18 protein-coding genes are annotated in these 12,851 nt (G+C 45.5%); 7 read left to right on the top strand and 11 right to left on the bottom strand.

All coding sequences use genetic code 11. From position 1 onward, the window contains the following. Window positions 1-305: 305 nt before the first annotated feature. Window positions 306-1,025, top strand: a complete 720-nt coding sequence (locus tag OJ16_RS16885) for a GntR family transcriptional regulator (RefSeq protein ID WP_040992749.1) — start codon at window positions 306-308, stop codon at window positions 1,023-1,025. A gap of 131 nt (window positions 1,026-1,156) precedes the next feature. Next, window positions 1,157-2,059, top strand: coding sequence for a LysR family transcriptional regulator (locus OJ16_RS16880; protein ID WP_040992401.1), 903 nt, complete (start codon window positions 1,157-1,159; stop codon window positions 2,057-2,059). 102 nt (window positions 2,060-2,161) lie between these two features. On the opposite strand, the gene OJ16_RS20080 is transcribed toward OJ16_RS16880, so the two are convergent. Then, complete coding sequence (locus OJ16_RS20080; RefSeq protein ID WP_160289872.1) at window positions 2,162-2,299, bottom strand: hypothetical protein; 138 nt, start codon at window positions 2,297-2,299, stop codon at window positions 2,162-2,164. A gap of 226 nt (window positions 2,300-2,525) precedes the next feature. Here OJ16_RS20080 and OJ16_RS16870 point away from each other — a divergent pair, with 226 nt between their 5' ends. From OJ16_RS16870 to OJ16_RS16860, 3 genes are read left to right on the top strand one after another with little or no spacing between them, the layout of a single operon-like run. After that, the gene (locus OJ16_RS16870) at window positions 2,526-3,869 is read left to right on the top strand and encodes a PTS transporter subunit EIIC (protein ID WP_040992399.1); all 1,344 of its coding nucleotides are present in this window, start codon (window positions 2,526-2,528) and stop codon (window positions 3,867-3,869) included. Between the two features lie 38 nt (window positions 3,870-3,907). Beyond that, a complete protein-coding gene (locus OJ16_RS16865) occupies window positions 3,908-5,350 on the top strand; it encodes a glycoside hydrolase family 32 protein (protein ID WP_040992398.1) in 1,443 nt (480 codons plus the stop codon). Window positions 5,351-5,383: 33 nt separating this feature from the next. After that, window positions 5,384-6,391, top strand: a complete 1,008-nt coding sequence (locus OJ16_RS16860; protein WP_040992397.1) for a LacI family DNA-binding transcriptional regulator — start codon at window positions 5,384-5,386, stop codon at window positions 6,389-6,391. A gap of 86 nt (window positions 6,392-6,477) precedes the next feature. Here the strand turns inward: OJ16_RS16860 and OJ16_RS16855 are convergent, their stop codons facing one another. Together OJ16_RS16855 and OJ16_RS16850 are read right to left on the bottom strand one after the other, a co-directional pair. Further along, window positions 6,478-7,164: an MOSC domain-containing protein gene (locus tag OJ16_RS16855; RefSeq protein ID WP_040992396.1), complete on the bottom strand. Its 687-nt coding sequence runs from the start codon at window positions 7,162-7,164 to the stop codon at window positions 6,478-6,480. A gap of 105 nt (window positions 7,165-7,269) precedes the next feature. Continuing rightward, the gene (locus OJ16_RS16850; RefSeq protein ID WP_040992395.1) at window positions 7,270-7,680 is read right to left on the bottom strand and encodes a PaaI family thioesterase; all 411 of its coding nucleotides are present in this window, start codon (window positions 7,678-7,680) and stop codon (window positions 7,270-7,272) included. Between the two features lie 65 nt (window positions 7,681-7,745). On the opposite strand from OJ16_RS16850, the gene OJ16_RS16845 reads away from it, so the two are divergent. Next, the gene (locus OJ16_RS16845) at window positions 7,746-8,033 is read left to right on the top strand and encodes a DUF134 domain-containing protein (protein ID WP_040992394.1); all 288 of its coding nucleotides are present in this window, start codon (window positions 7,746-7,748) and stop codon (window positions 8,031-8,033) included. Window positions 8,034-8,051: 18 nt separating this feature from the next. On the opposite strand, the gene nqrM is transcribed toward OJ16_RS16845, so the two are convergent. The 5 genes from nqrM to OJ16_RS16820 form a co-directional block, all read right to left on the bottom strand. After that, window positions 8,052-8,267, bottom strand: a complete 216-nt coding sequence (gene nqrM, locus OJ16_RS16840; protein ID WP_040992393.1) for a (Na+)-NQR maturation NqrM — start codon at window positions 8,265-8,267, stop codon at window positions 8,052-8,054. Further along, window positions 8,264-8,731 carry a NifB/NifX family molybdenum-iron cluster-binding protein gene (locus OJ16_RS16835; protein ID WP_040992392.1) on the bottom strand — a complete coding sequence of 156 codons (468 nt, stop codon included), beginning with the start codon at window positions 8,729-8,731 and terminating at the stop codon, window positions 8,264-8,266. The genes nqrM and OJ16_RS16835 overlap by 4 nt, the downstream gene beginning before the upstream one ends. A 113-nt stretch (window positions 8,732-8,844) precedes the next feature. Continuing rightward, window positions 8,845-9,456 (bottom strand): 3'-5' exonuclease, encoded by a 612-nt coding sequence (locus tag OJ16_RS16830; RefSeq protein ID WP_040992391.1) that lies wholly within the window; start codon window positions 9,454-9,456, stop codon window positions 8,845-8,847. Window positions 9,457-9,636: 180 nt separating this feature from the next. Continuing rightward, window positions 9,637-10,233, bottom strand: coding sequence for a hypothetical protein (locus OJ16_RS16825; RefSeq protein WP_040992390.1), 597 nt, complete (start codon window positions 10,231-10,233; stop codon window positions 9,637-9,639). An 80-nt stretch (window positions 10,234-10,313) separates the two neighbouring features. Then, on the bottom strand, window positions 10,314-10,631 hold the full coding sequence (locus OJ16_RS16820; RefSeq protein WP_040992389.1) for a helix-turn-helix domain-containing protein: 318 nt from the start codon (window positions 10,629-10,631) through the stop codon (window positions 10,314-10,316). Window positions 10,632-10,770: 139 nt separating this feature from the next. Here OJ16_RS16820 and OJ16_RS16815 point away from each other — a divergent pair, with 139 nt between their 5' ends. Next, complete coding sequence (locus tag OJ16_RS16815; protein ID WP_040992388.1) at window positions 10,771-11,088, top strand: hypothetical protein; 318 nt, start codon at window positions 10,771-10,773, stop codon at window positions 11,086-11,088. Window positions 11,089-11,231: 143 nt separating this feature from the next. On the opposite strand, the gene OJ16_RS16810 is transcribed toward OJ16_RS16815, so the two are convergent. The 3 genes from OJ16_RS16810 to OJ16_RS16800 all read right to left on the bottom strand — a co-directional run bounded on the left by OJ16_RS16810 (window position 11,232) and on the right by OJ16_RS16800 (window position 12,794). After that, a complete protein-coding gene (locus OJ16_RS16810) occupies window positions 11,232-11,648 on the bottom strand; it encodes a GFA family protein (protein ID WP_040992387.1) in 417 nt (138 codons plus the stop codon). A gap of 336 nt (window positions 11,649-11,984) precedes the next feature. After that, window positions 11,985-12,245, bottom strand: a complete 261-nt coding sequence (locus OJ16_RS16805; RefSeq protein ID WP_040992386.1) for a DUF5062 family protein — start codon at window positions 12,243-12,245, stop codon at window positions 11,985-11,987. Between the two features lie 69 nt (window positions 12,246-12,314). Beyond that, complete coding sequence (locus OJ16_RS16800; protein ID WP_040992385.1) at window positions 12,315-12,794, bottom strand: GNAT family N-acetyltransferase; 480 nt, start codon at window positions 12,792-12,794, stop codon at window positions 12,315-12,317. Window positions 12,795-12,851 lie beyond the last annotated feature (57 nt).

The raw sequence follows: 12,851 nt of genomic DNA, 5'->3' as shown, positions 1-12,851 counted from the left end.
TTATTCATCATTGTCGGTACAACAACGAGACAAATAATACCTATTAAATACAAATAAACCGCGACGCAGATCGCATTTGAATCAATAAATGTATTATTGTTGTATTGTTTTATTTCAAAAATAGACCAAACAACTACTTGTCATATTGAATCGAACTCGTATCATACGATGAACAATATCATCGTATATTTACCACGATCATCTTTACATTGTTTTTAAGGCTGCGTGAGCTCAATCATCGTAACCGCCGCTTCAACAAAACCAAAAAAACAGATGAACGCCATCATCATGAAGAAGAGAAAACCATGACAAGATTGCCGATGTACCGACAAATTGCGGATGCCATTCGCGCAAAAATAAGCTCTGGTGATTATAAGGTAGGCGAAGCATTACCCACCGAAGCACAATTGCGTGAGGAGTTCTCTGTCAGCCGAGTCACCGTGCGTCAAGCTATTAAGCTTTTAGTTGAAAATCATGAACTTGAAAGCAAGCAAGGCAGTGGAACTTACGTCAAAGAAAGCAAAGTAAATTACGATATTTACCAACAAAGTAGCTTTGCAGAAAAATGGTCTCACCTTGATTCCGTCACACGCAGTGAAGTGCTTGTCTTTGAAGTCAGCAGCGCATCATTAACCATGGCTGAAAATCTGGATATTGCTGAAGGCGATAAGATTTTTTACGTCAAGCGAGTTCGATATGTTGATGATAATCCGATCACAGTAGAAGAGACTTGGCTGCCTATTTCACTTTTCCCTGATTTGTCTTATCAAGTGATGCAAGGCTCTAAATACGAATTTATCGAAAATCAAAAAGGCATGAAGATTGATCGCAGTGAGCAGGAAATCATTCCGGTATTGCCACCGCTCGATGTCGCGGAGTTATTGGGTATTGATGCTAGCCAGCCGATCATCGAAAAACGCACTCGTAGCCATTTGGTGGATGACACCATTTTTGAATACAGCCGCAACTACTTTAAATCGAGCGATTACAAATTTACGTTAGTGGCCAAGCGTCATCATCCCTAAACTGACGCCAACGCAGTTTGTCTGCGCAACGTGCCGATGTCGTTTCTTTGCTTTTCGATGACATAAAGCAATAGAATCAAGAGTGACCATTAAAATCGTGCATTTATTAAGATGCTCGCTAAGGAATCGCCATGAAAGTGCTGCAAGACTTTTCTGTTTTTATTGAAACCGCTAAACAAGGCAGCATTACACAGGCTGCGAATGTCATCAACCTGACGCCCGCGGCAGTCAGCGCGACGATCAAGCGTCTTGAAAATCAATTTGATTGCGTGCTCTTTATTCGCTCAACGCGCAGCATTCGCCTGACCAGTGAAGGCCAGCTTATGTTAGAAAAGTGCCAACAAGCGGTTGAAGCAATTGAGTCAGGCGTTGAATCGGTCAAACATGACCCTAACCAAATTACTGGGCACTTACGACTCGCGATGCCCTCTGATTTAGGTCGAAATATTCTTCTGCCTTTACTGGATGAATTTCTGGATATGCACCCGAAGTTGATTCTTTCAACAGAGCTGTGTGACACGGTGGTCGATCTTTATACTCGTCCGATCGATGCGTCGATACGTTATGGCCTACCGCCAGATTCAAACATGGTGGCATTGCCCATCAGCCCAACCAACGATCGTATTGCTTGTGCGTCACCTGACTATATTGCCAAATATGGCAAGCCCGCTCACCCTTCCGAGTTAGTCAACCACAACTGCATTAACTTTATTACGCTCGTGAAGTACCACACTAAATGGCGTTTCAGCAAAGATGGTGAAGTGTGTGAAGTGATCGCCACTGGCAACCGTTTTGCCAATGATGGCGATGCGGTAAGACGTTGGATGATCGCAGGTAAAGGGATTGGTTATAAAACCCGTCTTGATACTCAACCCGATATCAACGCAGGCCGTTTAGTGCCGTTGTTTGATGATTGGCAAGGGGATCTGATTCCACTCAATATGGTGGTTACGGATAAACGCCAACTCACTCCTGCCTTACACGCATTGCGAGAATTTTTGTGTGAAAGACTGGCGAATAACCTGCAAGTGTAAACCTAGAATGCGAGCCCACTAAGTTGAACTGGTGGATCTGATTACCCAATGTATACCAGCGTTATCACGCCTTTAAACAAGCAAGAATAGCCCAATAGTGATTTAAATGGAGACGCTTGCTTGTTGCTTGTTGTTTCCTTCCTGCTGCAGCTTCCTTGCTGCTTCCTCCCCCGCGACAACGCCACTCTGTGGCTCAAAACGGCCCTCTTCTGCAATATCAATCGAACTCTGGTGAGCCACCTCGTAATACAGGCTGCATTGGTCCAAAAATTGGGCGGATCCGCTCTGAATGGCGAAAGAATAGCTCAAATTTACCGGCTCTTTAACGAGCCAACTCTTCACAGAATGTGATGCAATCTATAATTTTGATCTTCAATAATGCTGGAAACTTGATGAATTTCCAAACATGTGAAAACCTTACCACAATGAAACATGAAAACCTTTTCACATTTTAAGGGTGAAACCAATGAATAACAAAATAGCAGTGAGTTTACTCGACGCTCTCGGTGGTAAAGATAATATTCGTGCACTCGAACATTGCGCGACACGCTTACGTGTTGTGGTAAAAGACGACGAAAAAGTCAACGCAGAGGCGATCAAGAAAACGGCCAAGGTTGCGGGTTACTTCTTACAATCAGGCCAACACCAAGTGATCTTAGGAACGGGGTTAGTTAACGCCGTACATACTGAGATGACCAAACTGGTGGATGGCAATCTGGAAAGCACCAAAGGCGCCGCTTACGAGAATCTCAGCCCATTCCAAAAAGGCCTACGCGCACTTGCTGACGTGTTCATTCCTTTGATTCCGGTGCTGGTTGCGACGGGTCTTTTCATGGGCTTACGCGGTTTTGCTCAACAACTGGGGGTGAACTTCTCACCTGATGTTCTGATCATGACGCAAGTCGTGACCGATACCGTCTTCATTTTCTTACCAGCGCTCGTTGTATGGTCAGCGTTCCAACGCTTTGGCGGCACGCCAGTGGTCGGGATGGTGTTAGGTCTGATGCTGATTGCCCCAATGTTACCTAACGCATGGGCGGTCGCGTCGGGGGATGCTGAGCGTCTTTCATTCGGTATTTTCCAAGTTCAAGGCTTCCAAGGTACGATCATTCCTGCCCTGATCGTCGGTATTTTTGGCGCGAGCTTAGAGCGCTGGATCAAATCATGGATGCCATCGGTGGTTGCCTTAGTCTTCACACCCTTTTTGACCATCACTATTGGTATGTTGGCAGGCTTGCTGATCATCGGTCCTATCTTCAACGTTGTTGAACACGGTGTAATGGTGTCATCTGAAACGATCGTTAACTTACCATTTGGTATTGGTGGCGCAATCTTCGGTGCATTCCAACAAGTTCTCACCGTAACGGGCTTACATCACAGCCTAATGGTGGTGGAACTGAACTTCCTATCAACGCTAAAAGTGAACCCTCTGAACGCATTGATCACCGCCTCAATGGCTGGCCAAGCGGGCGCCGCGATTGCGTACACAATGTCACTGAAAGACAAAGAGCAAAAAGCACTTAACTACTCTTCCATTGCACCGTGTTTCTTCGGCATCACTGAACCACTTCTGTTTGGTATTACGCTAACCAACAGCAAGGTGTTTGTCGCCGGTATGGTCGGCGGTGCGATTGCGGGTGCATTTGCAACCATGATGCACATCGCGCCTTCAGTCATGGGCGTAACTTACTTGCCTGCAATCCCTGCATACTTAGGCAACGGCCTAATGATGTACATTGCTATGATTGCCATTGGTATGGGGTCTGCAATGATCGTAACCAAAATTCTTCTTAAAACAGCAAAAGCATAACTATCAAGAGAGCTCAGCAATGGGCTCTCTTTACTCCTATGAATTCACTTTTAAATCAAGCAAACACCATCCTGAATCAAGCGACTAACTCGCCTGATGATCATTGGCGCCCTAAGTTTCACATCACGCCACCAGAGGGCTTACTCAACGATCCCAACGGTTTTATTCAGTTTGATGGTCAATATCATTTGTTCTTTCAATGGCACCCATTTGCTTGCCAGCATGGTTCAAAGTTTTGGGCGCACTGCACCAGCCAAGATTTAGTTCACTGGCAATTGAAACCCACAGCCCTAGCACCCGATGCAAGCTACGATAAAAATGGCGTCTATTCCGGCAGCGCGTTTGTTCTCAATGATGAGTTACACCTGTTTTATACCGGTAATTTAAAGGATGAATCCAACCAACGCGTATCAACCCAGTGTTTAGCAAAAGCGGTCGATGGCGAGCTTGAGAGCTACCAAAAGCTTGGTCCGGTGATCCACAGCCAGCCACAAGGTTACACTGCGCATTTTCGTGACCCTAAGATCTGGCAACATGATGACCGCTGGTACTGTGTGCTCGGCGCACAAACGGAGCAGTTGACTGGCCAAGTGCTGCTGTACACATCAGAAGATGCACAGCAATGGCAGTACATGGCACCCATCGCAGGAGATGGCATCAACGGGTTGACGGATTTTGGTTACATGTTTGAGTGCCCAGATCTGTTCCCACTGGATGGTCAAGATGTCTTGATTGGCTGCCCGCAAGGCATCAAGCCTCAAGGTATGAACTTCCATAACCGCCATAACAACGGTTACTTTGTGGGTGAACTCGACTGCACCCGCGCACAGTACAACCATGGCGCGTTTCAACCGCTTGATCGCGGATTTGAGTTCTATGCCCCACAAACCACACTCGCCGATGACGGTCGCCGTCTACTCAGTGCATGGCTAGGGATTCCTGATGAAGATGATCAACCAACGGTTGAGCACAATTGGATTCATGCATTGTCGCTCGTGCGCAGTTTGCATCTTATCGATGGCAAGGTGCATCAACGCCCAGTCGAAGAACATCAATCGTTGCGTCAAAGCCAACAACAGTGGCCTGAGCAACCTTTAAATGCCACGCAACCTCTCACCTTTAGTAGTGAGAACTGTTTTGAGTTGGTACTCAACGTCGAGCAAATTGAAGGCGTGTTCTCTCTACGTTTAGCCGAAGTCGATGAGCACTATGTCGACATCAGCTTTGATTCATCAACCGGTATTTTCAAACTCGATCGCAGTCATGCCCTCCATCAAACAGGCAGCCGCGAATGTACGCTGAATAATACCGATTCCTTAGCGTTACACATTTTCTTCGATCGCTCTGTTCTAGAAATTTTCATCAATAACGGTGAAGAAGTGTTCTCTGGTCGAGTATTTCCTTCTCAACCGGTTTCAAACACCACTGTGACGAGCACTAAGTCGTGTATAATCAAGGAGCTTATTCGATACGACTACTAGGGAACATCGCCCTAGCACAAAAGGACACGGGACATGCCAACCATCAAAGAAATAGCGCAATTAGCAGAAACTTCGATATCGAGCGTGTCCCGCGTGATTAATAGCTCCGGCTATGTGGGTGAAGAAGCAAGAAAGCGCATTCAAAAAGTCTTAGATGAAACCGGCTATCGCCCTAACGCCCTTGCCAAAGCCTTGCACTCCAAACGCAGCCAAACCATTGGTGTGATTCTGCCAAAAATCAATGCTACTTCATCGGGCGAAAATATTGCCGGTATCGATCAATATTATGCGGACAAAGGCTATTCCATCATTTTGGGCAACACCAATCATTCGATTGAAAAAGAAGTCGAGTTCTTGGATCTGTTCGCGGAAAAGCAGGTGGATGGCATCATTTTAATTGCCACGACCATTACCCCTGAGCACGAAGCAAAAATCAAAAAACTCCGCGTTCCTCTGGTCGTCATGGGCCAAACGGCAACCGATGGTTCACCCAGTGTATTATTTGATGAGGTGTCGGCGGCGAAAGATATGATGGCGCATTTAGTCGCTCTCAACCACCAGCGTATCGCCTTTATTGGCGTGTCTGAATTGGATATATCGGTAGGTCAAAAGCGTAAGCAAGGCTACTTAGAGGCGCTGTCTAACCATGCTATGGCCGTCAATCCTGAGTGGATGACGATGGGGAATTTCTCGGTAGAAAGCGGTTATCAAGCTTGCCAAACGATGTTTGAAAATAGCCAAACGAAACCAGACAGCATTTTTGCCGTGAATGACAAGATGGCCATCGGTGCGATCAACTATCTATTAGAAAATGGCTATCGCATCCCACAAGACATTAGTGTGTGTGGTGTCGGTGGTGGCGCGATGTCCGCTTACTACAACCCAAAAATCACCTCGCTGGTTTATGACTTTCACGAGTCTGGACGCATGGCCGCCGAACTGCTGCATGGTTTGATTGAAAAAACGCACACCATTGCCAAAAACCACGTCAGTTTTGTCCCTTACTCTTTAGCTAAGCGCGACAGTACACAACAAAAATAACCCCGAATTAAAAGCAAAAAGCCAGTCTCAATGACTGGCTTTCTTATGCTGCGACTGTCTTTTTTAAACGCCGCTTAGACACACCATTAAGCGTGGCCAAGCAAACGAAAATTCCAGTTTTCAATGTCACCGCTAACAAGGCGTTTTTCAACATTGGCTCGCCAGTTGTTCGATAAGCGATCTTGCGCGAGCAGTTCCTCTAATCCAACACGATTAAGCGGATCGCCAAAGTAACGCTCACAAACGGCAAGGATCGAGAGTGGATTTTCTACTCGCTCAATCAAAACAAGAGGATGATCAACACTCACTTTGCCCGCTTGTATCACTCGATATAGCCAACCACAGCGACTGATGTCTTGCATATCCACCGCGAAATTTTCGACACCCCAACGCTGACTCAACTTCATGCATGGTGAGCGCGGTTGGCTCACTTCAATGATCGCCGTCCCCCACTGATAGCGGTCACCAATACAGACGTCCGCTTCTGTCATACCCAATGTGCTGATGTTTTCCCCCATCCCTGGCGCACACCACTCTGAGTCACTGCGGTATTTCTTCGCCCAATAGTCATAATGCTCGGCAGGATATTGATGCAAGGCGCGTTCTGCTCCACCATGAAATTTGGTCTCAAAACACTCATCGCCCTCTAATCCTGTTAAAGTCAGAGCGATTTCACCTGTCACCGATGATTTGTTCATGGCTGTTTGCATACCCTGAAATTGGGCGACTTTTCCGCGATAAACTCCGGCAATTGGATAGGTTGACGTTGTCATCGAGACTCCTTGTTCATTCAGATTTTGATGAAAATAACAAAGAGTGTACCAGCCTAAAGAATCAATTTTAATGCCCAACAGCAATGATAAAGGCGATGGTCTAGATTAATGATCAGCAAGAGACATAAATCGGCTACTCGCGGAGGAATACAAGACGCCATCACACCAAATTTCACTTTTCAACCAATGGATCCGGCGGTTATTCTTCACCCACTGCGCTTGCACACGCAATTCGCATTCAAGCGGTACAGGATGATGAAAACGCACTTCTAAGCTGGCGGTCATCGCCATCACATCACGGTAAAATAAGCAATGCAGCATTGCGCTATCATGCAATGCGGTCACAAGGCCACCTTGCATCACACCCGCATAACCCTGCACTTTTTGTGTTGCGACAATGATTGCCTGCACGCTATGATCACCGCTCGCCTCATACTCGATGCAGTGCTCTGAGAAAAAAGGTTGGCAACAAACCACACATTGACAGTGTGATTGGGGGTTGGATGGAAGTATCATGCACCCTCGTTAAATTCAATGTGTTGTGCTACTCGGTGATGGCAACACAACCCTAGGAAAGCAATATGGCTCGACCGAAAATACAACGCAAAATCTGTGCTCGTGCACCTTATTCTTGCTTCAAGCCAAATGGTGTTCCAATGACTGAATTGGAACATATTGAATTGCACGCCGAAGAACTTGAAGCACTTCGCTTGGCAGACCAAGACGGTTTGAGCCAACTGGATGCCGCCACGCAAATGCAGGTTTCACGTCAAACCTTTGGTAACATCGTCAAACGAGCGAGAAGCAAAGTGGCGCATTGTCTAGTCAACGGCCACGCCCTGATATTAGCCACAGAAAAAGAGCAATAAACCTCAGCCGCTATTATGTCAGGGCGTTCTCAGCGCTTTCGCCTGAGGCTCGCTAATTTGATATAACGTCTTGCGGTGCTCATCGCACACTTCTTCACAATTACATTCCCGTTCAATTTCAATGCTGGCTAGGCCACCGCAACTGCCTGCGATCGGCTTGCGAGAAAAAACCACACCTATGGCCATTAACGCCACCACGGTAACGAAGCCAATTAAAGTCAAAAAAAAGGTCATTTGGCGATCCTTGTAATCATGGTGAAGCCTTTTTGCAATGAACTCATCAACGGCGATTTCGTACCCGCAGCAGTCTTAGCTGTCTTGCCACCACAGGCTTTTTGACTGCCACAACCGCGAGTCGATTTTTTCGGATCTTTACCGTAATCCAAGCTCGTTACCGGCATGAGTGCGGTGTAATCCAATTGGTTAATCTCCGCTTTGGGTGGCGCGGCTAAAACGAGGAGATTGAGATCAAACAAAGCGCGCAGCATCTTCTTACCAATAGAACGTACGACAACGGCATCAACTCGCTGCTCTGCCATCAATGCCATCCACTGCTTCTTCTTTCCACAGTGAGAGGGGGTCTCGGTGAGCGTAATGATTTTGTGCGTGTTCGCCGCTTGATCAAAGATCACGATTTGCGGTGCGCGAGAGAAATGGTTAGAGACGAGATTATCAAGACAAGGGATAGCGTAGATCATAGTGGCTCCTGCCCTAGAAGAACAAAAGCACACTATATCGCCAGTTATTGGCATATGCCAATAACTAAATCGAAATATTAGATTGTGAAAGTCATGCGTTAAGAGAGGAGTAATTAACGAATGATTTTTTTGAGTAGATTATCGACGGATGCCTTAGGCGTTTTCGCGATCTTGGTCATCAACTCAAAACTCGGCTGCGCAATGCCATATTTATCGCGTAATGTGGCTAACTGAACATCCCATAATCTTGCCGTCATTTCGGCATCGGCTAACGCACGGTGAAACACACCATCATTGTCAATATTATGATAACGCACCAGATCACCCAGCTTGTGTGAAGATGATTCTTGGTGCAAACGGCGTGATACCAATAAAGAGCAAGCGAAACGACCCGCATAATCACGCTGAATCAGTGCCAATTCAGCATCCAAAAAACGTTGGTCAAAGGAGGCATTGTGCGCCAGTAGGTTGCTGCCTTGAATGAAGTCGGCAAACTCATCCATAACTTCGGCACAACTGGCTGCGCTACTGAGCATATTGTTCGTGATACCGGTATAACCTTCAATAAAACCACTCACACGAAAGCCTGGATTCATTAACCGCTGAAAACGATCAACCACTTCACCTTGATGCAGTTTCACCGCACCAATTTCAATTGCTCGATCGCCTTGCTGAGGCGAAAGGCCCGTGGTCTCGAAATCGAGCACAATGATTGAATCTGCCATAGAAGGAATAGACACGGAACACCTAGTATTGGTAAAAAAAACGCATTCTACTCTTTCACTACAGCAAACCCAAAGATTATCTCCTTCAAATATCAAACCGGCCAAAGCGCACTTTCGTGCACATCAACTCAATCGATAAAGCACGACCAGAAATGACGACATCGCAACGATTCCCCTTCGTTAATCCGCGTTTTTATCCAACTTCTGCATAATTTCTTGCTGTTTATTGGTGCTATTTTCTAAGGCCTGCGCCGTAATCTGAATCGCTTTTGCCATCGAAGAGACATTACCTGATGCGGTAATTAACGTGGCTTGTAAAGGGCGTACAACAAACCAGTACAATCCGGCCAAAGCCGCCAACAAAATCACCGCGATAGCACCAACAATCAATAGCAGTTTGAGTTGGATATCATCAAGAAAATGCTGACTTGTCGTCACCAGTTTATCGCTGGTTTGATTGAAAGCCTGTGGCAATTTCGCCATCGACTGTTGTGAAAGTAAAGTGAGTTGATCAAGGTTATTGAGTGTATGGCCCAACACCTCTTTTTGCTCATCGGTCAGAGTATCGCTATGAGAAATGCGCTGAAGCGCTTCGCCGATCGAATCAAGGGACTGCTTCGTGGCATCGATAGAGCGCTCTATACCCTCGAGTTCAAGCGACATATTGATTTGAACAAGAGCCTGCCCTGCGGGTTCATCCCCGCCTTCCTGACCGGTTTCAGCCCAAACTAAAACCGGTAACATAACCACTATTGCTAGCCACCATTGTCGATGCATAACCAAGCTAACCTTCTCTATTCTTTTGATACTTGACTATTAAAGGTAGCGTGAAAATACGCCGTTATACGCTCAAATCGCTAAAATTTATTTTTTGCAATCAGGAGTAAGAAGCGCATCAACGATCTCTGAGCATCATGGTTTAACAATCGACAAGCCGCGACAAGATCAGATGCGGTAGCCGGTTGAATGCCTTTAATATCCAACGCGATATCCAATTCCGTTAAATCAAGCGCTCGAATGATGGCGCGAAACTGCGACAACTTCATGTCGGATTCTCCTCGTTCAATCCTTTGATAGGTTTTCAAACTCATGCCTGCAATTTCAGCCATTTCCGCACGGGTCATGTTGGCCGATTTACGTCGAGTCGTTAACACGGTCACAATGGGATCAATCATAGTCAGCTCCTAAAAAGGACAGGTTTGACCTAATTAACGCAATAAGCAGACCATGTTGACCAGGTCATATTTACCCTCCATGAAACAGTTCACACAATGCTCTGATTTTTAAACAGTTAGCATCGAACGGTTGGTAGTAATGGACAAAAATAATGAACGCTATGATGCAGAATGCGATGAATCATTTCGCAATATGCAACTCCTTATCGGAAAATTAATCGCCGATATTGAGAAAATGGCGAATGGCTCAAGTGATGAGTTTTACGCTCGAATCAATAAGTCTCAATACCGCTTATTAAAGTACAAAGAACTGTTAATGCACTTACCGCACATTGATGAGAGCGAGCTGTTCTTTGCTCGTACCGAGCTATCAAAAAATGAAAAGCAGATTGCCAAGTTCGGCATTGAAGCACTAACCGTTGCCATCGACGAGTTAGACGTCACGCTCGCTCGATAGTCTAGTCACAGAAAAGCCGAGTCAACTCGGCTTTTTTAATTGGGTAGGTGTCAGTAGGAATTAATAATAAGGAGGCTTCGGGCTTGTTCAGCACCCGGGATTTAACGCAGGCTACGCAGCGCTTAATCCTTATTGGTTAGCTGCTAGCCCGGCTGCTTAGGAAAGATCTTTACATTATTTGGTATTTGATACCAATCTAGTTTTTCGCTAACCCAAACATGTGCTTGAGGTTCGAAAATATCAGCTAGCGATATATCAATTGGTTTTAGCTTTAACTTTACTGTTTCAGGAGCATCTGGGTTGAAATGATAAATTCTGTTTCCACAATTTGGACAGAACATCGCGCAATTACGATTACCACTATCAGCTAAACGCTCCCAACTTTTCAGTTGGCCAGAAAACTCAATTTTCTCGGCATCGACAACTGCTGTGATGCTAAATGGGCTAGTAGATAACTTTTGACACTCTGTACAGTGACAAGCAAAGACCATTAATGGTTTTTCATGTAATTCATAGGTAACTTGCCCGCACTGACATGCACCTTTAAGTGGATAGTCCATTTATCGTTCCTCCTCTGAACATGGATAGCAACTAACAGCTATTAGACTAAAAAATTCTATATTTAAATACCGACATTTTCTGTCTCGCTCTTTCTTTAGTTCAACTTTAGTGAGTATTTTTAAATAAAAACATAAACTTAACTACGAAATCCAGCTAAATAGATGCAAAGGTAGAAGTATTCTGTGATAGGTCAAATTTACCTTGTGATACATCACGAGAATGCACCGCGAAGAAATTAGCAGATTGATCAATGGGACATACCAGCTCAGTTAACGGCAACCAAAAACAAAAAGGCGAACCTATTCGATTCGCCTTGCATCAATTAACCAAAATGCCTACTTCAACGGCTCGTTATCCGGTAACGCGCTATGAATCCAAAGTGCTAGCCTGTGTTTGATATTCGCACCATCAAGCTTACTTTCAGGCAGTGGCGTGATCTGTTTGGCATCAACCAAAAATAGATAAATCGCTTTTACTCTTAGCGGTTGTGGTGATTGCGGAAGTTCAAAACCTTGCATTTTTGCCATCTTCCCGCCAATCTCAAGTGCCTTTTTAACCAGTTTATCTTCGTTATGAAGCTTGGTGCTTTTTGACATGAATAGAATCCTCTTCTTCGCTTGCACTTAGAATACCTTAACTGTCACAAGCCGCGTGTTAGTAAGCTCTCATATTGATAAGTTAGGGCTATATTCCATCACCCAGCGCGTTTGGTTAGGTCCAAAGTAATCAGCTTCTTCCGCAATTTTACTAAAACCAAGTGATTGATATAGACACAGCGCCGCGGGATTTTCAGGGTCAACCGTTAAGCGAACGCGAGCGTAACTCTGCCGCTCCAGTAATTGAGTCAGTAGCTTTCGCCCAATGCCTTGACCTTGCCGTTCAGGCAACACTGCCACCGATAGAATCCAACCGATATCTTGCGTTTCACTTTGTGCGAGGATCAAAAACGCCTGCATCTTTTGCTCTTGAAACGCAGCAAAGCATCCTTTTGGCCAGCAATCGTAAGACTGACGAAAAAAGAAATCCGGCAGAGCATGAGCGCCAAAGCATTGCTGTTCTAGCTGCGCCATCATGGCAAATTCATCTTGTTCTATTGCGCGATAAGTAACGGTCATATTGTCGTTCATCAGTATATTAGAGGTCATTCCATGCGTATTCGGTATGTTAACATCACATAGGCTAAAACGAGAGGCGTATCGCAG

Origin of the sequence: Vibrio renipiscarius, assembly GCF_000827885.1 — a bacterium.
Lineage (GTDB): Bacteria > Pseudomonadota > Gammaproteobacteria > Enterobacterales > Vibrionaceae > Vibrio > Vibrio renipiscarius.
The sequence above is the reverse complement of the archived record's forward strand: the minus strand, read 5'-3'. Positions and strand labels throughout refer to the sequence as shown.

What these genes read in the sequence shown, in the direction of transcription:
- OJ16_RS16830 (WP_040992391.1), bottom strand. Translation starts at nt 9,456, where the DNA reads ATGGCAGATTCAATCATTGTGCTCGATTTCGAGACCACGGGCCTTTCG.
- nqrM (WP_040992393.1), bottom strand. Translation starts at nt 8,267, where the DNA reads ATGACCTTTTTTTTGACTTTAATTGGCTTCGTTACCGTGGTGGCGTTA.
- OJ16_RS16825 (WP_040992390.1), bottom strand. Translation starts at nt 10,233, where the DNA reads ATGCATCGACAATGGTGGCTAGCAATAGTGGTTATGTTACCGGTTTTA.
- OJ16_RS16810 (WP_040992387.1), bottom strand. Translation starts at nt 11,648, where the DNA reads ATGGACTATCCACTTAAAGGTGCATGTCAGTGCGGGCAAGTTACCTAT.
- OJ16_RS16850 (WP_040992395.1), bottom strand. Translation starts at nt 7,680, where the DNA reads ATGATACTTCCATCCAACCCCCAATCACACTGTCAATGTGTGGTTTGT.
- OJ16_RS16845 (WP_040992394.1), top strand. Translation starts at nt 7,746, where the DNA reads ATGGCTCGACCGAAAATACAACGCAAAATCTGTGCTCGTGCACCTTAT.
- OJ16_RS16820 (WP_040992389.1), bottom strand. Translation starts at nt 10,631, where the DNA reads ATGATTGATCCCATTGTGACCGTGTTAACGACTCGACGTAAATCGGCC.
- OJ16_RS16815 (WP_040992388.1), top strand. Translation starts at nt 10,771, where the DNA reads ATGGACAAAAATAATGAACGCTATGATGCAGAATGCGATGAATCATTT.
- OJ16_RS16870 (WP_040992399.1), top strand. Translation starts at nt 2,526, where the DNA reads ATGAATAACAAAATAGCAGTGAGTTTACTCGACGCTCTCGGTGGTAAA.
- OJ16_RS16880 (WP_040992401.1), top strand. Translation starts at nt 1,157, where the DNA reads ATGAAAGTGCTGCAAGACTTTTCTGTTTTTATTGAAACCGCTAAACAA.
- OJ16_RS16805 (WP_040992386.1), bottom strand. Translation starts at nt 12,245, where the DNA reads ATGTCAAAAAGCACCAAGCTTCATAACGAAGATAAACTGGTTAAAAAG.
- OJ16_RS16835 (WP_040992392.1), bottom strand. Translation starts at nt 8,731, where the DNA reads ATGATCTACGCTATCCCTTGTCTTGATAATCTCGTCTCTAACCATTTC.
- OJ16_RS16860 (WP_040992397.1), top strand. Translation starts at nt 5,384, where the DNA reads ATGCCAACCATCAAAGAAATAGCGCAATTAGCAGAAACTTCGATATCG.
- OJ16_RS16855 (WP_040992396.1), bottom strand. Translation starts at nt 7,164, where the DNA reads ATGACAACGTCAACCTATCCAATTGCCGGAGTTTATCGCGGAAAAGTC.
- OJ16_RS16865 (WP_040992398.1), top strand. Translation starts at nt 3,908, where the DNA reads ATGAATTCACTTTTAAATCAAGCAAACACCATCCTGAATCAAGCGACT.
- OJ16_RS16800 (WP_040992385.1), bottom strand. Translation starts at nt 12,794, where the DNA reads ATGACCTCTAATATACTGATGAACGACAATATGACCGTTACTTATCGC.
- OJ16_RS16885 (WP_040992749.1), top strand. Translation starts at nt 306, where the DNA reads ATGACAAGATTGCCGATGTACCGACAAATTGCGGATGCCATTCGCGCA.